Genomic DNA, 21398 nt, shown 5'->3' with positions numbered 1-21398 from the left:
TCCCGTTCACCCCCCCCCTTTCAACCCAGGCCTACAATCTTCGCGTTCCGTTTCGGCTACACCGGTTCAAGCATCGCCGGCGAGATGGGACCGGTGCCCTTTCGGTCTGCCGTTGATGCAGGCGGGTCGTCAGGGGCTGCGCAGAAAATGGTTCCCCTCTCGCCTCAAGGCGGGGCGTGCGTGTGTCGCACACAACCCGGTATGGCATCCGCAAGGACGTAAGACCATATCGCCGCAGAGGAACCGGAGTTGCGCAGCACAAGAACACTGAACGGGACACGTCTCGTGTCATTTATAAAAACTCAAATCGAGGCACCCGACGTGTCCCGGCCGAACTTGAAATTCCAACCATCGCCAAGGGGGGAATCCGTCCTTTGTCATGCGCGAGTTCACGCCGAACCGTTATTACCCCTTCTGCAGCGCCCCGCGCATCGGATGGCCCTTGTAGGTCCCAAGGATGCGGACCTTTTCAGAGAAGAACCTGAGCTCTTCCAGCGCCCGGCGCACCGGAGCGTCGTCCGGATGGCCTTCGATATCCGCATAGAACTGGGTGGCCACGAACTTGCCGCCGAGCTGATAGCTTTCGAGCTTGGTCATGTTGATGCCGTTCGTCGCGAACCCGCCGAGCGCCTTGTAGAGCGCGGCCGGAATATTGCGGACGTTGAATACGAACGTCGTCACGATCATATCGGTCGGATCGTTGCGCTGCACCCATTTTTCGTCGCGCGACAGGATCACGAAACGGGTGATGTTGTCTTCCGTGTCCTCGACATTCTCGGCCATGATTTCGAGGCCGTAGAGTTCCGCCGCAAGCCGGGGCGCGAGCGCGGCCATGGAGCGGTCGCCCTTTTCCGCGATCAGCTTGGCAGCACCGGCCGTATCGCCCGCCACGACCGCCTTCCATCCATTGGCGCGGATGATCTTGCGGCACTGGCCGAGCGCATGGATATGACTGTGGACGGTGCGGACTTCCTCATGTTTCACACCCGGCAGCACCATGAGCTGGAAGCGGATCGGCATGAAATATTCGCCGACGATATGCAGCCGCGATTCGGGCAGCAGATAGTGGATGTCGGCGACGCGGCCCGCGATCGTGTTCTCGATCGGGATCATCGCCAGATCGGCGTCGCCGTTTTCGAGCGCCTGGAAGGCATCCTCGAAGGTTGCGCAGGGCAGCGGTTCCATGGTCGGGAACATGTCGCGGCAGGCCATGTCGGAATTGGCGCCGAAGTCGCCCTGGAAGGCGATGCTATTGGTGGGAGCGTTCATGGGAAACATCCGTCAGGAAGCGCGGGCGGAAAGGATCGCGCGCGCCTTTTCAAGGTCGGCGGGAGTATCGACACCCAGAGGCATGGAGTCAACGATTTCGGCGTCGATGCGCATGCCCGCTTCGAGCGCCCGGAGCTGTTCGAGCGATTCTCGCTTTTCGAGCACCGAAGGCCCGAGCGACACGAATTTTTCGAGCGCGGCGCGGCGATAGGCATAGAGCCCGATATGGTGATAGAGCGGGCCGTTGCCGTATGGGGCCGTCGCGCGGGTGAAATAAAGCGCCCTCAGCCGCGTGGCGGAAAGCGGAGAGCCGACGATCTTGACGACATTCGGATTGGTTTTCTCGTGTTCGTCGGTGATCTCGACCGTCAGCGTCGCGATATCGGTCGAGGAATTTTCGAGGGGGCGGAGCGAGGCACGGACCGCCTCCGGTTCGATCGTCGGCAGGTCGCCCTGGACGTTGATGACGAAATCCATCTTCGCGTCCGGATCGGCCTTCTGGACGGCTTCGAATATGCGGTCGGAACCGGATTGATGATCCTGCCGGGTCATCACCACGTCGAAACCGGCGGCCGCCACCGCGTCGTAGACGTCCTGATGGTCGACCGCGACGATGATTCGGCCGGCTTCCGCTTCCTGGGCGCGTTTTGCTACCTGGACGATCATCGGCAATCCGGCAATATCAGCCAGAGGTTTTCCTGGCAGGCGCGTCGAGGCCATTCGGGCCGGGATCAGCACCAGCGTTCGGTCAAAAGCCGAATTCTTCATGGGGGACCCTTCTGTCCCGGCGGGAAAAGTGTCAAAAAGTCTCACGCGCGGGATGAATATCGTGTTGCAACAATGATGCAAAAGACATAGGTTCCGCGCAATTTCAAGATGGCTCGCCTTAGGACAGGCGGTTGCGAAGGAGCGGTTGCGGATGAACCCCTACGTAAACATGGCGGCAGGCGCCCTGCTTGCTACGGTCTTCGTCATGATGTCGGTGTCGATTGCCTCGGAAGGCATTTTTCATTCACCGACCCCTGAAAAGGAAGGCTTTGCCATTGTTGCGGCCGAGGAGCCTGCAGGGGGCGAAGCGGCTGAGGCGGCGCCGGCGGCAGTTCCGGTCGGACAGCTTCTTGCAAGTGCCGATGCAGCAGCCGGCGCGACGGTTTTCAAGAAGTGTCAGAGCTGTCATTCGATCGAGAAGGGCGGTCCGAACAAGGTCGGCCCCGATCTCTGGGGCGTTGTCGACCGTCCGGTCGCTTCGCATGAAGGCTTCGCTTATTCGGCTGCCATGAAGGATTTCTCCAAGGGCGGTTCGGAGCACTGGACCTTCGACAACCTCAACCATTTCCTGACGGCTCCGAAGAGCTTCATCAAGGGCACCGCCATGGGCTTTGCGGGTCTCAAGAACGATACCGAACGGGCCAACCTGCTCGCTTATCTGCGCGAACAATCTGACAGCCCGGCTCCGCTTCCGGACCCGAATGCAGCGCCGGCCGCTCCGCCTGCGACGAACTGATCGGTTCAGGCATGTTTTCCAATGAAAATGCCCGGCTTCGCCCGGGCATTTTGCGTTTGTGGTTGAGGGTCTCCGATTTGGGGCTGCTCAACTCAGCAGCCAGGCCCAGAAGCTGACGGTAATCACGCCGAAGGCCGTCGTGATGCTGATGACCGACGCCGCAAGGCTGTGGCCGGAACGGAAGCGCTGGGCAATCAGCCAGGCATTGATGCCGGTAGGCACCGAGGAGGTCAGCACGAGTGCTGCGGTCCAATCCTGTGGAAGACCCAGGAGATGGCTCATGAGAAAGACGACGGCCGGCAGCAACGTGAGCTTCAGGACGGCCGACATCCCGGAAAGCCCGATATCGCCGCGGATCGGATATTTCGTCAGCGCCATGCCGATCGATATCAATGCGACAGGACTTGCCGCTGCGGAAATCTGGTCCACGACCACGGCAACTGCCTGCGGCAGGTGCAGGCCGAGCAAATTGAAGGCCACGCCGACAAAAAGCCCTATCACCAGCGGGTTGCGGGCAAGATTCGAGCCTATCTGCACCAGGATGGCGGGAATGCTGCGTTTCTCCCCTCCATCGACCTTCGAGGCGGCACCCTCCATCAGGATGGTGCCGGCCACCATCATCAGCGGCAGATGAATGGCGAGCAGGATCGAGATCGCCACCAACCCATCTTTCCCGACGATGTGGGCGACGAGCGGCAGGCCGATGAAGACGTTGTTGGCGAACGAGGCGGACATTCCGGCAATGACACCGACTTTCGCATCACGCCGGAAGATGCGCGTGGCGATGAGATGGCCGGCCGTCCAGGTGACGGCGACGGCCAGGAAATAGGCCGCCCAGAGCCGGAACGGCGAAGCGCCTTCAAAATGCGCATCCGCCAGCGTCCGGAAGATCAGCATGGGCACGGCGATCTTGAAGACGAATTCACCGAGCGCGTCGCCGGTCTCCTCCTTCAATATTCCGGTTTTCGCCGACATCCAGCCGATGAGGATCAGGACGAAGACGGGCACGACATTCACGAAGACGGAGGACACGAAGGAGGCTTTCGGCAAAGGGAGGTTTTATGCGTCTAACGCATGTCGCGGGTGAGGACAAATGCGTTTACCGCAGAAGAGCCTTTCGAGGGAGGAAATGAGACGGCCTGGGTGCCAAACAAAAAAGCGGGGCAATCCCCGCTTTCGTTCCCGGTCTCATCCGGGATTCCGGAAGTCTGCCGCCAGTTCATCCGTGGTCGGCAACGCAACCGGATGGGCAAACACATAAACGTGGATCGTGACAGGGAGGTGACAGATGGAGGAAGGCCTGGTTTTGCGGGCATTGTCGTTATTTTCGCTTCCAATCACGTCAAAACCCGAATACCGGTTTTCGCGGACTAACCTGTTGAAGAGGATCAAGACCGGATGCCCAAATTCGACGTGCTGACCATCGGTAATGCCATCGTGGATATTCTTGCCCGGTGTGAGGACAGTTTCCTGAGCGAGAATGCGATCATCAAGGGAGCGATGAACCTGATCGATGCCGAGCGCGCCGAACTTCTCTATTCGAAGATGGGGCCGGCGGTGGAAGCCTCCGGCGGTTCGGCCGGGAACACCGCGGCCGGGATTGCCGGTTTCGGCGGCAGGGCTGCCTATTTCGGCAAGGTCGCCGAAGACCAGCTCGGCCAGATCTTCCAGCACGACATCCGTGCCCAGGGCGTGCACTACCATACAAGGCCGGAAGGCACCAATCCGCCGACCGCCCGTTCGATGATCTTCGTCACGCCGGACGGCGAGCGCTCGATGAACACCTACCTCGGCGCCTGTGTCGATCTCGGTCCGGAGCATGTCGAGGCGGATGTGGTGGCCGAATCCAAAGTCACCTATTTCGAGGGCTACCTCTGGGACCCGCCGCGCGCCAAGGAGGCGATCCGCGAATCCGCCCGCATCGCCCATGCGAACGGTCGCGAAGTCTCGATGACGCTCTCCGACCCCTTCTGCGTCGACCGCTACCGTGCGGAATTCCTCGACCTGATGCGTTCCGGCACGGTCGACATCGTCTTCGCCAACCGGCAGGAAGCGCTCTCGCTTTACGAGACGGATGATTTCGAGCTGGCTCTCGAAAAGATCGGCAAGGACTGCAAGCTTGCTGCCGTCACGCTCAGCGAGGAGGGCGCGATCATCATCCGCGGCGCCGAGCGCGTGAAGGTCGCTGCCTACCCGATCCGGGAACTGGTCGATACGACCGGTGCAGGCGACCTTTTCGCCGCCGGCTTCCTCTACGGCTATACCCAGGGACGCTCGCTTGAAGATTGCGGCAAGCTCGGTTGCCTGGCAGCCGCCATCTGCATTCAGCAGATAGGCCCGCGTCCGATGGAATCGCTCAAGGAAGCGGCGGCAAGCGAAGGCCTTGTTTAAGGCCTCGCCGGGAAAGCCTTATTTGAAGGCCTCGCCGGGATAGGCGCCCCAGACCTCGCCCTGTGCGATCCAGCCCTCGGTGCCGCTCGCTTCCGCGTGGCACCAGTCGCCATTGCATTCGTTGATCTTGAGCACGACGCCTGGCTCCAGCTTTGCGACGATGGCGGCGCTGTTCTGCGGGTCCCGGCGCATGTTGACGTAGATGTCCTTGCCCTTGCCGCGCATCCAGGGTGCCGCGAGTGCGGTGCGCTCGCCGGAAAGCAGCGCCTGGTTCACCCAGCCCTCGGTGCCGTCGGCATCGCGGACGCGCCGCCAGTTCTCGTACTCCTGGATGACCTCCATCGGCGTGCCGGATTTCATATACATCCATGAGACGGCATAATCCGTGCTCGGACCGATACGGATATTCACCTTCTTCGATTTGAGGCTGACGAACCGGGGGAGCGGCAGGCCGCTAGGCCCCTTCGCGCCTTGAGCGTAAGCTGGCGCGGAAACGGACAGGCAGGCGGCAAGACCGAGAGTCAGGGCAATGAAGGAACGAAGGATAACGCGGCGCATGGGTTGGTTCCGGCTGAAAGACCGTGGGGCGCCACGCGGACCCTGCGAGGTTTTGTTTGTCTTCGCCGACGGGTCTGGTAGAAAACGCCCTGGATGAACCGAATATCGCGCGACTTGGTTAAGGACATCCTAAAGGGCGCCGGATAGCGAAACTCATGACCGCAAAGAAAAAACCCAAGGTCTATATCACCCGCAAGCTGCCGGATGCGGTGGAAACCCGCATGCGAGAGCTGTTCGATGCCGAGCTCAATATCGACGATACGCCAAGGACGAGGGACGAACTGGCGGCCGCGATGAAGCTTGCGGACGTGCTGGTGCCGACGGTCACGGACAGGATCGACGAAGCGCTGATTGCCGAAGCCGGGCCGCAGCTCAAGCTGATCGCCAGCTTCTCCAACGGCTTCGATCATATCGATGTGGATGCGGCCGCAAAGCGGGGCATCACCGTCACCAATACACCGAATGTGCTGACCGAAGATACTGCCGACATGACCATGGCGTTGATTCTCGCGGTCAACCGGCGGCTGGTCGAAGGTTCGCGCGTGCTCACCGATCATCCGGGCGACTGGGCGGGCTGGAGCCCCACCTGGATGCTCGGCCGCCGCATCTGGGGAAAGCGCATCGGCATCGTCGGCATGGGTCGCATCGGCACGGCCGTTGCGCGTCGGGCCAAGGCCTTCGGCCTGTCGATCCACTATCACAACAGGAAGCGCGCCAATCCCGCGACGGAAGAGGAATTGGAGGCGACCTATTGGGACAGCCTCGACCAGATGCTTGCCCGCGTCGACGTCGTCTCGGTCAACTGCCCCTCGACGCCGGCGACCTTCCACCTGCTTTCGGCTCGCCGGCTGGCGCTGATGCAGCCGAGCTCGATCATCGTCAATACCGCCCGCGGCGACATCATCGACGAGGCGGCGATGATCCAGCTTCTGCGCGACAACAAGATCGCCGGCGCCGGCCTCGACGTCTATCAGAACGAACCGGCGGTGAGCCCGAAGCTCATCAAGCTTGCCCATCAGGGCCGCGTCGTGCTCTTGCCGCATATGGGCTCGGCGACGATCGAGGGGCGGATCGACATGGGCGACAAGGTGATCATCAATATCCGCACCTTCTTCGACGGCCACCGTCCGCCTAACCGGGTGCTGCCGGGTCGCAACTGATCATGCAAGCCGCTTCTGCATCTCGATCGAGGTGACGCGGTCAAAGCCCGGATGGGAATTCTCGGCGGTTCTCGAAAAGCCCCATCTGGCGAACGTCGCATGGTTGCCGGCGAGTTCGATGCGGGTTTCGAGCCTGAGCGATGGCAGTCCCTCTTTTCGGGCGACATCTTCGGCAATTGCCAGCAGCCGGCGGCCGAGACCCTTGCCCTGACATTCCGGCGCGATAGCGAGCTTGCCGAGATAGAGGAAGCCGGGCTCCGGTTTCAGGAAGACGCAGCCCGCGAGCTTGCCATCCTCGACGGCGCCGAAGGCGATTTCATCTTTCGCCTTTTCGGCCAATGACGCCAATGTCAGCCGATGCGCGGAGGAGGGCGGGTCGATGACGCCGTCCATATAGGCGAAGGAGGAGAGGATGAGCGCCAGAAGTTCGTCGAAGCGGCCGAAGTCTTCCCCAATGCGGATGATGTCGGTCATTCGGCGGCAGCCCTTGCGGTGCGGCGTTTGTATTTGATGATGTCGAAGCGGGCGACAAGCGAATCGTAGAGCATCAGCCTGCCGACCAGCGGTTCGCCGATCCCGACGATAAGCTTGATCGCTTCCATGGCCATCAGCGAGCCGATGACACCGGTCAGTGCCCCGACGATGCCGGTCTCGGCGCAGGAGGGGATCAGTCCTTCCGGCGGCTTTTCCGGGAAAAGATCGCGATAGGTGGGATTAGGCGCACCGTCCGGGCCGGTCTCATAGGGTTTCAGCACGGTCAGGGACCCGTCGAAACGCCCGACGGCGCCCGTCACCAGCGGGATTTTCGCAAGTTCCGCCGCGTCCGCCGCCGCATAGCGTGTGTCGAAATTATCCGAGCCATCGATGAGGAGGTCGAAGCGGGACAGGTTCCGCGACGCCCATTCGAGCGAAAAGCGCTCCTCGAAATCCACGACGCGCACATGCGGGTTGAGCCGCGCGATCGCCTCGCGGGCACTTCTCGTCTTCATCTCGCCGATCGTGCCGGTATCGTGGATCACCTGCCGCTGCAGGTTTGAGAGCGAGACCAGATCATCGTCGACGATGCCGATCGTGCCGATGCCGGCCGCGGCGAGATATTCGAGGACCGGTGTGCCGAGCCCCCCGGCGCCGATTACCAGAACGCGCGCGTCCTTCATCTTCTGCTGACCGGTGCCGCCGATTTCCGGCAGCAGGATGTGGCGGCGGTAACGTTCGATCTCGTCAGGTGTCAAGGTTTCCATGAAGGCATCATATCATCGCGAGACGAGGCGTGTAACTCAGGATGTGACGCTGCCATGGGCGACAGTAAAAAACTGCGCCCGGTCGGCGAGAGCGGAGAACATGCTTTTGTCCGTGCCGGTCATGAAGGACTGGCCGCCGAGCCCGTGGACAAGATCGAACAGCGCCGCGCGCCGGCCTTCGTCGAGATGCGCGGCGATCTCGTCGAGCAGCAGGATCGGCGTATGACCGGTCATGTCGGCGGTGAGACGGGCATGGGCAAGCACGAGGCCGATCAGCAGCGCTTTCTGTTCGCCGGTCGAGCAGCGTTCGGCTTCCATGTCCTTTTCGCGATGGCGGACAAGCAGATCGGATCTATGCGGCCCTTCCAGCGTACGACCCGCAGCAGCGTCGCGCCCGCGGCTATTCCGCAGCATCTGCAGGTATTCGTCCTCCAGTTCGGCGGCGGGCCGCTCCGTGGCGTGATCCATGAAGCCTTCGAGCGCCAGCACCGGTGTGGGAAAGGGCGTCTCGCCGGAACCGGCCGACAATGTCCTGAGGAGGCCGAGCATCTCCTGTCGCGCAGCGGCCATGGCAATGCCGAGGCTCGCCATCTGCGCTTCGATCGCGGAAAGCCAGGCGGGATCGAAACGGCCTTCGGAGAGCAGGCGGTTGCGGCTTCGCATGGCGCGCTCGAAATCGCTGGCGCGGCGGCCATGGGCGTGGTCGAGCGACAGTACAAGCCGGTCCAGGAAGCGCCGCCGGTCGGCGGCGGGGCCGGTAAAAAGCCCGTCCATGGCCGGCGTCAGCCACAGGACGCTCAGGTGGTCGGACAGTTCCTCCGTTGATTTCGCAGGCGTCCCGTTGATCCTGAGCTTGCGGGTGACGTTCTCGCCATCGGCAGGTTCGATGCCCGTGCCGATCGAGACTTCGCCTTCCATCCCGTCGACATCGGCGAAGATCGTGAAGCTGCCGGCAGCGCCGACGCGGGCGACATCGGTCAGGACCGCACGGCGTAAGCCGCGGCCCGGCGAGAAAAAGGAGACCGCCTCCAGGAGATTGGTCTTGCCGGCGCCGTTTTCGCCCGCCAGCACCACGTGGCGCCCGTCGAGAACGAGCGTCGCTTCCGCATAGTTGCGGAAATCGGTGAGCTTGAGCCGGGAAAGAGAGGTTTTCTGCGCCATCGGGAATCTTGGGTGTCGTTGTACAGGAGCTAAGGTTTTGGAGCGAGGAAGGCAAGCTTCGTCTGTAGATACCCCTCCGGCCAGGCGCCCTCCCAACGTTTCCGTCCACGCGCAGTCTCCTGCCGTGGTTTCAAAGATCGGAGAGCCCACACGAATGCGGCACCTCATTGGAATTGTATAAAGTGGCTCCGCATTCGCGTGGCCTTCGGCGTTCTTTCGGGGCTTCCGGCCCCTACAGGTGATCATCTCGCCTCGCTGCGTGGTCTCGTTCACGCTCGTCTTTTCGGGACAGGCTCACCACTTGCACGGCTCAACCGAACCGGACATGGCTGCCCGGGGGAGGCTTGATAGGAAGCGATCGGGTTTGTGGCCCGCTCTCTTCCATGGCTTTCACCTCTTCCACCTTTCCCGCACGTTACGGTTCCGATGGAAGCGCCGGCTCCCGCCTGCACGCGAACGTCTCGCGAAACACTCCGGCGACGGAAGCGAGGAGATTGTAGACACGGGTTGGAAGAGCGTGAAAGCGAAGGGGCTCAAGACATTGATGTCATTGGAGGAGGGGAGCGTTTCGCGCCTGCTTTGCACATTTCAGGTACGCCGACTGGCTGCATGCCTGCGCGGTGATCAGAGGTTCTGTTTTCCGGAGAATCAGTGCTTTTCAAAAGCAATGCTAATTTATGCATGCTGAAAATTCAGGGGGCATGGCTAACAGCGCGTTAAAACTCGATGACGAAAAGTAGCAATCAGCCAACCCTGTTTGGAACACCCCTTATCTCGCCGTCTCGGAGCCCCCATGACCGATCCAAACTTTAGCGCCGACTTGAAAGACCGCCTGGAATTTGCAGGTCTTGGTGAGGAAGAGCGACGTCACCTTGCCAATCTCCAGCCGATCATCAAGCAGGCCGTGGGAGGTTCGCTTGATGCCTTTTACCACAAGGTCAAAGCCAATCCTCATACAGCGAAGTTCTTCTCCAACGATGGCCACATCGCCCATGCGAAAAGCCGGCAGGCCAATCATTGGGCAGTCATCGCGTCCGGCAAGTACGACGGCGAGTACGTAAACGCCGTCTCTGCCATCGGCCGCGTTCACGCGCGCCTCGGCCTCGAACCACGCTGGTATATCGGCGGCTATGCGATGGTTCTGGACGGCCTTGTCCGCGCGGTGATCAAGGAGGAAATGAAGGGATTTTTTAAGGACAGGAAGGCAAAGGCCCTTTCCGAAAACCTCACGGCCATCATCAAGGCCGCGCTGATCGACATGGATTACAGCATCTCCGTCTACCTGCAGGCGCTGAATGAAGAACGTGAAAAGGCGGAGGCTGAGCGCGAAAAGGCGAAGGCCGAACAGGACACAGCGCTGGCCGCGCTGGACGGGGCGCTGAAGAGCCTTGCCGACGGCGATCTCACGGCGGAACTCTGGCAGGAGCTGGCGCCGCATTTTTCCGCCCTGCGGCAGAACTTCAACTCTTCCGTCGCCGAACTGGATACCGCCATGCGGGAGGTCAATACCTCGGTCGAGCAGGTGCGTGCCGAAGTGGGCGGCATTTCATCTGCTGCCGATAACATGGCCAAACGCACCGAACAGCAGGCATCGGCCCTGGAACAGACCGCGGCGGCGCTCGAAGAGATCACTACGATTGCGACTCAGTCGGCCAAACGCACGCGGGAGGTCCAGACGATCGTTCGGGAGTCGGCAACGGAGACCGTTCGCTCGGGCGAGGTGGTGGAAGAGGCCGTTGCCGCCATGGGCGACATCGAACAATCTTCCCAGAAAATGACGCAGATCATCGGCGTGATCGACGAAATCGCCTTCCAGACCAATCTGCTCGCCTTGAATGCGGGTGTCGAGGCCGCCCGCGCAGGCGAACAGGGCAAGGGTTTTGCGGTCGTCGCCCAGGAAGTGCGCGAGCTTGCCCAGCGCTCGGCCGCCGCCGCCAAGGAGATCAAGGAACTCATCGACCAGTCCTCGGCCGACGTGCACCGGGGCGTCGATCTCGTCAACCAGACGGGCCAGGCCCTTGTAGGCCTTGGAGGGCGCGTAAAGTCCATCGACGAACATATCAACTCCATCGCGCAATCGGCGCAGGAGCAGGCGTCGGGCATCAACGAGATCAATTCCGCAATCCGCAGCATGGATCAGATCACCCAGCAGAATGCCGCGCTGATGGAAGAGACCAATGCGACGGCCCAGAGCCTGGTCGGCATCAGCAACCGCCTGGCTTCGCTTGTCGCCCGTTTCAAGACGAAGGGCGCCCGGGACATGCGCGTGGAGCGGCCGCGCCTTCGAGCCTGATCTTCGAAATCCACATGGACCGCCCGGTCCCGGTCGGTTAGTGTCGGCCAATTTCCAAGGGGAGATTGCGCCATGACCGACAAGGACCGACCTTCCTGCATCGCCCATTGGGCCGAAGTCGAAAAGCCGACCGAGGGGCATTATCGGGGCGATGACGAACTGATGGGCTTTGGTGCGGCACTTGCCCGGCATTTCGGCCTGACCCGGCTCGGCATCCATCACGAGCGCCTGCCGCCCGGCCGCCGTTCCTCCTTCCCGCATGCAGAGAGCCTGGAGGAGGAATTCGTCTACGTCATCGAGGGCACGCCGGATGCCTGGCTGGACGGCGAGATCCATCGGCTGAAACCCGGCGACTCCGTCGGCTTTCCAGCGGGCACGGGGGTTGCTCATACTTTCATCAACAACACCGAAGCCGAAGTGCGGCTGCTGGTGGTCGGGGAAGCCAGCAAGCCGGAGAATCGTATTTTCTATCCGAAGAACCTGGACATGAAGCCGATCCGCTCCGACTGGTGGGATGATGCACCGGTACGCCCGCTTGGGAGGCATGACGGCATGCCCGATGCGGTGCGCGCCTGGAAGGCGGCGAAGGAAGCCAGCGATGAGTGACGAGGAAAGGCTGGTGAAGCTCGAGGAGCTTGCCGCCCATCAGGCCAAGGTGATCGAGGAACTGTCCGACCAGGTCGCCGGCCAATGGAAGGCGCTCGAGCAGGCCCGCATCAAGCTCGACCGGTTGACGGAGCGGTTCCTGGAGCTGGAGGAAGCCTCGAGGGAAGCGGCGCCGGTCACCAGGCCGCCACATTACTGAGGCGCTCAGGCGGCGGCGCGGCGAAACCGTTTCAGCGCCACATATTCCCATAGGGCGACGACAAGCAGGATCGTGCTCGCGAGTACCTGCGTGAGGAAATTCGCGATGAAGGGAACGAGCAGGAAGCAGGCGGCAAGCAGGATGATGCCGGTGACGTGCGAATAGGGGACGTAGCGTGAGGCCATGGTCTTCATCAAGGTCGTGCCGCCGAGAAACAGGATAGGGCCGCCGAGCAGCGCGAGAGCATGACTATACGATCCCGTTTCTTCGGGATGCGACAGGCTGAAATCCTCGCCGACCGCCGTCAGGATGATCCCTGCGACGATTGGCAGATGGCCGTAGGTGAAGAGCTGCTGGGCGATGATCTGCGGTTCGGCCGTCTCTTCCGCCTTGTCGGCGGCACGCTCCTGTCCGTCGTGGAAATAGATCCACCACATGAGCACTGTGGACAAAAATGCGCAGAGCAGGACCAGCGACGTGGCTTCGATCTCCAGATGGCCGGAGGCATTCTTGCCGGTGGTGATGATGGTCTCGCCAAGCGCGATGATGACGAACAACGCGCAACGTTCGGCGAGGTGTTCTCCGCTGATATCAAGCGTTTCCTGAGGCGAGGGACCGAGCCTCGGCAACCAGTAGCGCAGCACCGGACCGATATATTCGATGGCAAGTGCTGCAATCCACAGGATGACGCGCAGGCGCGGTTCCGAAAGACCGCCGGCGATCCAAAGGACGCTCGACAGAAAGAGCCAGACGGTGATCCTGAGGAGGGTCATGAACGAGGCGGTATCGCCCGCCTGCCGGAAGGCATAGAGCGCGAACAGCGAGCGGCCGATCTGCATCGCCGAATAGGCGAGCGCGAAGGCAAGGCCCATATCGGTAAAGGCGCGGGGAAGCGTGATCGCCAGCACGATGCCGAGGAACATCATGGCAAAGAGCAGCAGCCGGACCGGCGTGATCTCCGTGTTCAGGAGGTTAGTGATCCATGTCGTGTGAATCCAGACCCACCATAGCGCGAAGATGAAGAGAAGCGTCTCGGCGGCGATGCCGAACGTGAAATCGGCGGCAAGCGTCTCGGAGAGCTGGATCAGCGCGAACACGAAAACCAGATCGAAGAAGAGCTCCGGAAAGCTCGCCCTGGTGGCTTCCTGGTCGTCCTGCCGAAGCCATTGTTGTCCGCTCTCGGTCATGCGAGCTCCCTGCGCTGGATAACCGAGGTAGATAGGGCGCTGGGCCCGGACACAGGAGGGGCAACCGTGAAAGTCGAAACGATTGACCAAGGCCAACGAGGAAGTGCCTGGATATCTGGAGATCGAAAACGCGTTGGAACAGGCCACCAGCACGCTGATGGCGCTCGGAGGTGACGCCTGCAGCTGGGCAAGGCGCGGCCGCCTGCCTCTTTCTCTTCGCGATGGTACTCGCGAGTTCGTCCATCCAGTCGCCGGCATGAACGGAAAACGCCGGCCCTTTGGGGACCGGCGTATTTTCTTCGGCTCGGGCTCCGAACTCAGTTGTCGAAGAATTCCTTCATCCTGGCAAAGAAGCCGGTGGATTCCGGATTGTTCTCCTTCGACGAGAGGGATTCGAATTCCTGCAGGAGTTCGCGCTGCCGCTTGGTGAGCTTTTGCGGCGTCTCGATCTGGATCTGGATGTAGAGATCGCCCGTCTGGCTGGATCTCAACACCGGCATGCCCTTGCCCTTCAGGCGGAACTGCTTGCCGGGCTGCGTGCCTTCCGGCACCGTGACGCGGGATTTCGTTCCGTCGAGCGTCGCCACGTCGAACGTGCCTCCAAGGGCTGCCGTCGTCATGGAGATCGGCACGGCGCAATAAAGGTCCGCCCCGTCCCTTTGGAAGAACTGATGCGGCTTCACCGACAGGAAGATGTAGAGGTCCCCCGCGGGACCGCCGCGCGTGCCGGCTTCCCCTTCGCCCTGCAGGCGGATGCGGGTGCCGTCTTCGATGCCGGCCGGGATGTTGACCGACAGCGAACGTTCTTCCGTGACGCGGCCCTGGCCGTGGCACTTGGTGCAGGGATCGGTGATCGTCTGGCCGCGGCCGTGGCAGGTCGGGCAGGTGCGTTCGACCGAGAAGAAGCCCTGGCTTGCGCGCACCCGACCCGAGCCCTGGCAGGTGGGGCAGGTCTTCGGCTGCGTGCCGGGTTTGGCGCCCGAGCCGGAACAGACGTCGCAGGTGATCGAGGTCGGAACCCTGATCTGCGCCGTCTTGCCGGTAAAGGCTTCTTCCAGCGAAATTTCCATATTGTAGCGAAGGTCGGCGCCGCGCTCGCGACCGCCGGCCGAGCGCCGGGCACGCCCGCCGCCCATCATCTCGCCGAAGATGTCTTCGAAGATATCGGAGAAGCCGCCGGCCGAGGAGAAGCCGGCCCCGCCGCCGCCGAAGCCGCCGCCCATTCCGCCCTGCTCGAAGGCGGCATGGCCGAATCGGTCGTAGGCCGCGCGCTTCTGGGGATCCTTCAAGGTCTCGTAGGCCTCGTTGATCTCCTTGAACTTCTTTTCGGCCTCGGCATCATCCGGGTTCTTGTCCGGGTGATACTTCATGGCAAGCTTACGGAAGGCGCTCTTCAGTTCCTTCTCGTCAGCCGTTCTGCCGACACCTAGCGTTTCATAAAAGTCTGCTTTTGCCATGGAGGTAACCGGCTCCGGAAAGGATTCCGGCTGCACGAAGGCAGCCGGATACACTGTCAACTATGGTCGAGGTCTTGCCATCAGGCAACCGGCTATCAGGCGGACTTCTTGTCGTCCTTCACTTCCTCGTAGTCGGCATCGACGACGTCGTCGTCCTTGCCGCCTTCGGAGGAAGCGCCTTCCGCCTGCTGAGCCTCATAGATGGCCTGACCAAGTTTCATGGACACTTCCATCAGGGTCTGCGTCTTCGCCTGGATGTCGTCTGCATCCGGCTCGGAAGCCTCGACGGCAGTCTTCAGGGCAGCGATGGCGTCCTCGATGGCCTTGCGGTCGGTTTCGGAGACCTTGTCGCCGTATTCCGAAAGCGACTTTTCGGTCGAATGGATCAGGCTCTCGGCCTGATTCTTGGCTTCGACCGCGGCGCGGCGCTTCTTGTCGGCTTCGGCGTTCGCTTCGGCGTCCTTGACCATCTTCTCGATCTCGGCGTCGGAGAGACCGCCGGAGGCCTGGATGCGGATCTGCTGCTCCTTGCCGGTGCCCTTGTCCTTGGCGGAAACCTGCACGATGCCGTTGGCGTCGATGTCGAAGGTGACTTCGATCTGCGGCATGCCGCGCGGAGCCGGCGGAAGACCGACGAGGTCGAACTGGCCGAGCAGCTTGTTGTCGGCGGCCATTTCACGCTCGCCCTGCGACACGCGGATCGTCACGGCCTGCTGGTTGTCCTCGGCGGTCGAGAAGACCTGGGACTTCTTGGTCGGGATCGTCGTATTGCGGTCGATCAGGCGGGTGAAGACGCCTCCAAGCGTTTCAATTCCGAGAGACAGCGGGGTCACGTCGAGGAGCAGAACGTCCTTGACTTCGCCCTGCAGAACGCCGGCCTGGATCGCGGCGCCCATGGCGACCACTTCATCCGGGTTGACGCCCTTGTGCGGCTCCTTGCCGAACAGCTGCTTGACGACTTCCTGCACCTTCGGCATGCGGCTCATGCCGCCGACGAGAACCACTTCGTCGATCTCGGCGGCGGTGACGCCGGCATCCTTGAGCGCTGCCTTGCACGGAGCAACGGTCCGCTGGATGAGGTCGTCGACCAGGCTTTCGAACTTGGCGCGGGTGAGCTTCATCGTCAGGTGCTTCGGACCGGAAGCGTCGGCCGTGATGAACGGCAGGTTGATTTCGGTCTGCTGCGAGGACGAGAGCTCGATCTTGGCCTTTTCGGCAGCTTCCTTGAGGCGCTGCAGGGCAAGCTTGTCGTTCTTGAGATCGATGCCGTTGTCCTTCTTGAACTCGGCTGCGAGATATTCGACGAGGCGCATGTCGAAGTCTTCACCACCGAGGAAGGTGTCGCCGTTGGTGGACTTCACTTCGAAGACGCCGTCGCCGATTTCCAGCACGGAAATATCGAAGGTGCCGCCGCCAAGGTCGTAGACGGCGATCGTCTTGCCGTCCTTCTTGTCGAGGCCATAGGCGAGAGCAGCCGCGGTCGGCTCGTTGATGATGCGCAGAACGTCGAGACCGGCGATCTTGCCGGCATCCTTGGTGGCCTGGCGCTGGGCGTCGTTGAAGTAGGCCGGAACGGTGATGACGGCCTTTTCGACCTTCTCGCCGAGATAGGATTCGGCGGTTTCCTTCATCTTCTGAAGAACCATCGCGGAAATCTGCGACGGAGAATACTTCTTGCTCTGGGCTTCGACCCAGGCGTCACCATTGTCGCCCTTGACGATATGATAAGGAACCAGGCCCTTGTCCTTTTCGACGGTCGGGTCTTCGTAGCGGCGGCCGATCAGGCGCTTGACAGCGAAAAGCGTGTTCGTCGGGTTGGTGACTGCCTGGCGCTTTGCCGGCTGGCCGACGAGGCGCTCGCCATCATCGGTGAATGCGACCATGGAGGGCGTGGTGCGTGCGCCTTCAGCGTTTTCGATCACCTTCGCATCCTTGCCGTCCATGATGGCGACGCAGGAATTGGTGGTGCCGAGGTCGATGCCAATTACTTTTGCCATTTCTTCTCTCTCCTTTAAGCGAACCGTCGGAACCCCGTTCAGGCATTCCCTTGACAGTTCCTCGACTGGGATGGTCTTTCAGATTTCGCAGCACCAGCTGCGGTCATGCCGCGTATATAAGGACGGGTTTTTCCGACTGCAAGGCGAGAAATCGCCTGTATCTCAGCAAATATAAGACTTTGCTCCATCCTTTTGCGAGCGCGCTTCACTGGCCCATGAGGATGTCGAAGAGCGTCGTCTGTCGCGGCTGGCCGGTGGAGCCTGTGGCGCCGACCTCACCGGGTGGAACGGGGCCGCCGCCGACTTCCCCGGGTGGAACGGCAGCGGGCGCGTCATAGGGGCCGCGATACTGACGGTAGTCGCGCCCCGGCACATCGGCAGGCGGCACGAGATTGCCATAGGTGGGGTCGTTGTAGGGGGTGCGCTCGACGGAGGCGGAGTCCTGGGCGGGAGGCCTTGGCGCCGGCGGATAATCGGGAGGAAGTTCCTCCTGCGCACGGCGGGCGGATCCGGGAAGGATGCCGGAAATAATGTCTCCGATCGTCGTCGGCTCGGACGCCGGCTGGGCTGCGGGAGGCGGCAGGACAAGCCCGCGGCCGGTGCCGAAGAGCGGCGTCGGCGTATAACCCTTCATCGCCGCCGTCATGTATTCCTTCCAGGCCCTGGCCGGCAAGCCGCCGCCCGTCACCTTCTTCATGTATGCGCCGTCATCGTTGCCGAACCAAACGCCCGTCGTCATGATGCTGGTATAGCCGACGAAAAGCGCGTCACGGAACGATTGGGTCGTGCCGGTCTTGGCGGCGGCCTGCCATCCGTCCAGCCGCGCTGCTCTGCCGGTGCCCTCGTTGATGACGCGATTCATCATGCTGTTCATCGTTGCCGCCACGGGTTCGCTCAAGACGCGCGGCGGATTGGTGTAATCGGCCTCGTACAAAACCTTTCCGTCGGTATCGAGAATGCGTTTGACGATATGCGGGGTCGCCTTGTAGCCGCCGTTCATGAAGGAGGCGTAAGCCGAGGTGAGCTCGACCAGCGACACTTCCGATGTGCCGAGCGCGATCGAGGCATTGGCCTGCAGGTCGGAATCGATCCCCAGCCGATGTGCGAGGCTCACCACGTTCTCCGGTCCGACTTCCATGACGAGCTGCGCGGCAATCGTATTGAGCGACTGCGCAAGCGCCGACGCCAGCGTGACATCACCGCGATATTTCTCGTCGAAGTTCTCAGGCGTCCATTTGCCAATCTTCACCGGCGCGTCGTTACGGATGGAATCCGGCCGGGCGCCTGCCTCCAGTGCCGCGGCATAGACAAAGGGCTTGAAGGCCGAGCCCGGCTGGCGCTTCGCCTTGACCGCGCGGTTGAACTGGCTTTCCGCATAATCCCGGCCGCCGACCAGCGCGCGGATCGCGCCCGTCGCATCGACGGAAACGAGGGCCGCCTGCGATGCGTTGAGCTTGCCGCCTTCCTTCTTCAGGACATCGTTCAATGCCTTCTCGGCGGCTTCTTCAAGCCTGAGGTCGACCGTGGTCTCCACGACAATGTCGACCTTCGGTTCACCGATCAGGCCCTTCACTTCGTCGACGACCATGTCGGCTGCATAGTGCTGCGCGCCGGACCAGTAGCTTTTCGCCTTGGCCGGCGGTTGCGACATGGCGGTTTTGAGGTCGCTGTCGGTGATATACCCTTCTTCGCGCATGGCGCCGAGCACGACCTGGGCACGGGCTTCCGCTGCCTGCGGATCGCGGGCAGGCGACAGGCGGGAAGGCGCTTTGAGAAGGCCGGCGAGCGTCGCGGCTTCGCCGAGATTCACGTCGCGGGCGGATTTGTTGAAATAGCGCCGGGAGGCTGCTTCCACGCCGTAGGCATTCGAACCGAAGAAGACGCGGTTCAGATACATGGCAAGAATCTGGTCCTTGCTGAACTTGTGCTCCAGCCAGAACGAGAGCAGCACTTCCTGTATCTTGCGCTCGAAAGTGCGCTCCGGCGACAGGAAAAGGTTTTTGGCGAGCTGCTGGGTGATGGTCGAACCGCCCTGGATCGGCTGGCCCGTCAGGTTGTTGACAAGCGCTCGCGCAAGGCCGAACGGATCGACGCCGAAATGCGAATAAAAGCGCCTGTCCTCAATGGCGATTACCGCCTGCGGCAGGTAGGGCGACATTTCCTCGAGCGCCAGCGCCTCGCCGCCGGTCGAACCGCGGTTGGCGATGACGGAGCCGTCGATCGCCGTGATCTTCATGTTCGGTGGACGGTCCGGGATCGACCATGTGCTGGCGGCCGGCATCTGTGCCCCATAATAAAGGACAAGGCCGCCGACGCCTATGCCGCCCCAGATCGCAAGTACGATGCACCAGTAGACGAGGGAACGCAGTGGGCCGAAGAAGCCGCCGCCTCCCCGACGTTGAGACGCCTTCCTGCGGGAGGGGCGAGGACGTTCCGGGCGCTCGGCGCGGTCGTCTTCTCTTTCCGCTTTCGGCGGACGTCTGACAGGCCGTCCCGTGCCCACCATGCGCTCGTCCGCGTCGAGACGGATATCGTCACGCGCCCGCGGGCCCTCGAAGGACGGTTCAACGCGCCTGTCTGATCTGCCTCTGGCTGCCATGATGAGCCGGCGTACCCCCGTTACTCGCCTGTCAAAACAGGCCGTTACTCGATTGTCCGATCGCCCGGGCCTTCGCTGGACTCTAAATGCGGCGATTTAAGGAGGGGTAAAGGAAGGTTCTTTCACCACTCCAGCCATGAGAAGCTTGACATCGGTTCCGATTTATGAGAACAAAAAGAGAACAAAGGAGTTGCCGCAAAGGAAATCAAGGATGACCAGAGCCGAACAGGTGATTGAGCGCGCCATGGCCGCCGTTGCGGCATCCCGGGCAATCCGCGAGGCGGAGGCGGAGCGTCGGCGCGAGATATTCCAGAAGATTCAGGTCGCCAGCCAGCGTAAACCGAATATTCCGAAAGGTATCCAGCTTCCACTGGACCTGCATTGAGGCATCCGGGAGTTGTTTCCGGGTGGAGGTTCGGAGTTTTACTTCCCTCACCTTAAAAAAGCCGCTTCTGTATGGAAGATGCGGGCAGGGTCCGTGTTGTGATGGACTCCGCCCTGGAGGAGGGGAGGAAATGTACAAGATCGTCGAGGCGGTCGTCCGCAAAGGGGACGAGTTTGTTCCCGTTGGGCTTGTCAGTATCAAGCAGGCTCTTGAGATGCCCGAAAAGCCACCGTTTGAATTCAGCCATCCGGCTTATGAAGCCGGAAAGACGAATATATTCGTGAACCGCGAAACTCTTTCGAAATTGATGTAATTGGCCCGGCGTGAGCGACGGAGCAGGGAAAACGGCAGGATAATGGCACTCGAAGACGAAAATTCGTGATTTCGGGTTCATTGCATTGCGGGGTAACCTGCTCTCGCAATCACAGCGAAAGGAGAGTGACATGAAGACATTTCTCGTAATCGCCGCAGTGCTTGGTCTGTCGTCATCCGCAGCCCTTGCGGAATGCCCCAACCATAATGTGACGGCCTCCGCGAAGGTGGACAGGGAGGTTACCACGGCGAGCATCGCAATTCCGGCAACGGGCGCGCGCAATGAGCAGGCTGCGGTGCTGAAGCGCCGGCAGGCCGAAGGACAGAAGACCGAAGCCACCGAATAGTCGCCGCCCGCGCCGGCCCCCCCGCACGGCGCGGGTTCATCGTGCTTGCGGGAGAAACCGGCCGTCCCGCCCGGGTGCCGTCTCCAAAAGGAGATGGCCATGGGCAGAAAATCCTCGCGATGCCGGCTTGACGCAAGCAGGGCCGCAGAGCATGCCGCGCGCAAAAGTGTGCAGCGGTTTGCGATAACGATAGGCGGAAAACGGGGAGCTGAAGCGGGTCAAGCGAATCTGGAAGATCGCGGCGTGCTCTAGGTAGAAATCCCTACGCGTCTACCCTAATAATCTACCCCTCTTTAATTGTCGTTGCCAATTTATTAGGAAAGTCTCACGTTAGGCGGCCTTCGGTCGGAGACCTTGTCGCTCCTCGGGTGGCGGCAAGTTCGACGCAAGTCTGTCGCAAAAAGCCGCCGATGATCGTCTCCGGTTTTCTTGCGAAACAGGCCGAAGGGATATGTTTGCCGATCGGACGAGATGTAGCGAGGTCCTATGTCTGCACATTCGATGTCTACACAAATGATCCGCAAGCCTGTCAATCCGGATCAGCTCAACCTGCTGCAGCAGGTTTTTGACCAGGCCTGCGCTGAGCACCGGATCGACAAGACCAGCCCCGACGCCGAAGCGCTCGCGCTGATCCTCGTGAACTCCCTGCAAAAAGGCTCGGATGACAAGGAAAAGCTGGCGGCATTAGCCGAGGCCCTGGCCAAAAGCCGGTAGGCTCTTTTCCTGAAAAGA

The 21398-nt window shown here is 61.5% G+C and carries 21 protein-coding genes; 10 read left to right on the top strand and 11 right to left on the bottom strand.

Annotated elements, in window-relative coordinates; all coding sequences use genetic code 11:
• Positions 1 to 405: 405 nt before the first annotated feature.
• Positions 406 to 1269 (bottom strand): prephenate dehydratase, encoded by an 864-nt coding sequence (locus ABK249_RS27265; RefSeq protein WP_348864595.1) that lies wholly within the window; start codon positions 1267 to 1269, stop codon positions 406 to 408.
• Between the two features lie 12 nt (positions 1270 to 1281).
• Entirely contained in the window at positions 1282 to 2037 is a 756-nt protein-coding gene (locus tag ABK249_RS27260) for a 3-deoxy-manno-octulosonate cytidylyltransferase (protein WP_348864594.1), read from the bottom strand.
• Positions 2038 to 2188: 151 nt separating this feature from the next.
• Between ABK249_RS27260 and ABK249_RS27255 the strand changes: the two genes are divergently transcribed.
• Positions 2189 to 2773 (top strand): c-type cytochrome, encoded by a 585-nt coding sequence (locus ABK249_RS27255; RefSeq protein ID WP_037151623.1) that lies wholly within the window; start codon positions 2189 to 2191, stop codon positions 2771 to 2773.
• Between the two features lie 87 nt (positions 2774 to 2860).
• Here the strand turns inward: ABK249_RS27255 and ABK249_RS27250 are convergent, their stop codons facing one another.
• On the bottom strand, positions 2861 to 3805 hold the full coding sequence (locus ABK249_RS27250) for an AEC family transporter (RefSeq protein WP_348864592.1): 945 nt from the start codon (positions 3803 to 3805) through the stop codon (positions 2861 to 2863).
• A 366-nt stretch (positions 3806 to 4171) separates the two neighbouring features.
• Between ABK249_RS27250 and ABK249_RS27245 the strand changes: the two genes are divergently transcribed.
• Positions 4172 to 5164: an adenosine kinase gene (locus tag ABK249_RS27245; RefSeq protein ID WP_227704902.1), complete on the top strand. Its 993-nt coding sequence runs from the start codon at positions 4172 to 4174 to the stop codon at positions 5162 to 5164.
• A gap of 18 nt (positions 5165 to 5182) precedes the next feature.
• Here ABK249_RS27245 and ABK249_RS27240 read toward each other — a convergent pair whose 3' ends face one another.
• Complete coding sequence (locus tag ABK249_RS27240; RefSeq protein WP_037151613.1) at positions 5183 to 5722, bottom strand: SH3 domain-containing protein; 540 nt, start codon at positions 5720 to 5722, stop codon at positions 5183 to 5185.
• 155 nt (positions 5723 to 5877) lie between these two features.
• Between ABK249_RS27240 and ABK249_RS27235 the strand changes: the two genes are divergently transcribed.
• Positions 5878 to 6882, top strand: a complete 1005-nt coding sequence (locus ABK249_RS27235) for a 2-hydroxyacid dehydrogenase (RefSeq protein ID WP_037151610.1) — start codon at positions 5878 to 5880, stop codon at positions 6880 to 6882.
• Here ABK249_RS27235 and ABK249_RS27230 read toward each other — a convergent pair whose 3' ends face one another.
• Genes ABK249_RS27230 through recF form a run of 3 tightly spaced genes read right to left on the bottom strand, consistent with a single transcriptional unit; the run spans position 6883 to position 9284 of the window.
• A complete protein-coding gene (locus tag ABK249_RS27230; protein ID WP_348864591.1) occupies positions 6883 to 7356 on the bottom strand; it encodes a GNAT family N-acetyltransferase in 474 nt (157 codons plus the stop codon). It lies immediately after the preceding gene.
• The gene (locus ABK249_RS27225; RefSeq protein WP_348864590.1) at positions 7353 to 8123 is read right to left on the bottom strand and encodes a molybdopterin-synthase adenylyltransferase MoeB; all 771 of its coding nucleotides are present in this window, start codon (positions 8121 to 8123) and stop codon (positions 7353 to 7355) included. The genes ABK249_RS27230 and ABK249_RS27225 overlap by 4 nt, the downstream gene beginning before the upstream one ends.
• Positions 8124 to 8159: 36 nt before the next feature.
• Positions 8160 to 9284 (bottom strand): DNA replication/repair protein RecF, encoded by a 1125-nt coding sequence (gene recF / locus ABK249_RS27220; protein WP_037151602.1) that lies wholly within the window; start codon positions 9282 to 9284, stop codon positions 8160 to 8162.
• A 793-nt stretch (positions 9285 to 10077) separates the two neighbouring features.
• On the opposite strand from recF, the gene ABK249_RS27215 reads away from it, so the two are divergent.
• From ABK249_RS27215 to ABK249_RS27205, 3 genes are all read left to right on the top strand, one after another.
• The gene (locus tag ABK249_RS27215) at positions 10078 to 11577 is read left to right on the top strand and encodes a globin-coupled sensor protein (RefSeq protein WP_348864589.1); all 1500 of its coding nucleotides are present in this window, start codon (positions 10078 to 10080) and stop codon (positions 11575 to 11577) included.
• A gap of 72 nt (positions 11578 to 11649) precedes the next feature.
• Entirely contained in the window at positions 11650 to 12183 is a 534-nt protein-coding gene (locus ABK249_RS27210) for a cupin domain-containing protein (RefSeq protein ID WP_037151596.1), read from the top strand.
• Positions 12176 to 12382: a SlyX family protein gene (locus ABK249_RS27205; protein WP_037151594.1), complete on the top strand. Its 207-nt coding sequence runs from the start codon at positions 12176 to 12178 to the stop codon at positions 12380 to 12382. Before ABK249_RS27210 ends, ABK249_RS27205 begins: the two co-directional genes overlap by 8 nt.
• Positions 12383 to 12387: 5 nt before the next feature.
• Here the strand turns inward: ABK249_RS27205 and ABK249_RS27200 are convergent, their stop codons facing one another.
• The 4 genes from ABK249_RS27200 to ABK249_RS27185 all read right to left on the bottom strand — a co-directional run bounded on the left by ABK249_RS27200 (position 12388) and on the right by ABK249_RS27185 (position 19622).
• On the bottom strand, positions 12388 to 13569 hold the full coding sequence (locus ABK249_RS27200; protein WP_348864588.1) for a low temperature requirement protein A: 1182 nt from the start codon (positions 13567 to 13569) through the stop codon (positions 12388 to 12390).
• Positions 13570 to 13886: 317 nt separating this feature from the next.
• Positions 13887 to 15026 carry a molecular chaperone DnaJ gene (gene dnaJ, locus ABK249_RS27195; protein WP_037151876.1) on the bottom strand — a complete coding sequence of 380 codons (1140 nt, stop codon included), beginning with the start codon at positions 15024 to 15026 and terminating at the stop codon, positions 13887 to 13889.
• A gap of 95 nt (positions 15027 to 15121) precedes the next feature.
• Positions 15122 to 17023 carry a molecular chaperone DnaK gene (gene dnaK / locus ABK249_RS27190; protein ID WP_348864587.1) on the bottom strand — a complete coding sequence of 634 codons (1902 nt, stop codon included), beginning with the start codon at positions 17021 to 17023 and terminating at the stop codon, positions 15122 to 15124.
• A 205-nt stretch (positions 17024 to 17228) separates the two neighbouring features.
• On the bottom strand, positions 17229 to 19622 hold the full coding sequence (locus ABK249_RS27185; RefSeq protein ID WP_348864586.1) for a transglycosylase domain-containing protein: 2394 nt from the start codon (positions 19620 to 19622) through the stop codon (positions 17229 to 17231).
• A 211-nt stretch (positions 19623 to 19833) separates the two neighbouring features.
• Here ABK249_RS27185 and ABK249_RS27180 point away from each other — a divergent pair, with 211 nt between their 5' ends.
• The 4 genes from ABK249_RS27180 (at position 19834) to ABK249_RS27165 (ending at position 21380) form a co-directional block, all read left to right on the top strand.
• Positions 19834 to 20007, top strand: a complete 174-nt coding sequence (locus ABK249_RS27180; RefSeq protein WP_210050373.1) for a hypothetical protein — start codon at positions 19834 to 19836, stop codon at positions 20005 to 20007.
• Positions 20008 to 20137: 130 nt separating this feature from the next.
• A complete protein-coding gene (locus ABK249_RS27175) occupies positions 20138 to 20320 on the top strand; it encodes a hypothetical protein (RefSeq protein WP_037151584.1) in 183 nt (60 codons plus the stop codon).
• Positions 20321 to 20450: 130 nt separating this feature from the next.
• Positions 20451 to 20666 carry a hypothetical protein gene (locus ABK249_RS27170; RefSeq protein ID WP_348864585.1) on the top strand — a complete coding sequence of 72 codons (216 nt, stop codon included), beginning with the start codon at positions 20451 to 20453 and terminating at the stop codon, positions 20664 to 20666.
• A gap of 513 nt (positions 20667 to 21179) precedes the next feature.
• A complete protein-coding gene (locus tag ABK249_RS27165; protein ID WP_037151578.1) occupies positions 21180 to 21380 on the top strand; it encodes a hypothetical protein in 201 nt (66 codons plus the stop codon).
• Positions 21381 to 21398 lie beyond the last annotated feature (18 nt).

Source organism: Neorhizobium phenanthreniclasticum (assembly GCF_040066075.1).
In the GTDB taxonomy this organism is placed as follows: domain Bacteria; phylum Pseudomonadota; class Alphaproteobacteria; order Rhizobiales; family Rhizobiaceae; genus Neorhizobium; species Neorhizobium petrolearium.
This window is presented reverse-complemented; position numbering and strand designations above follow the sequence as displayed.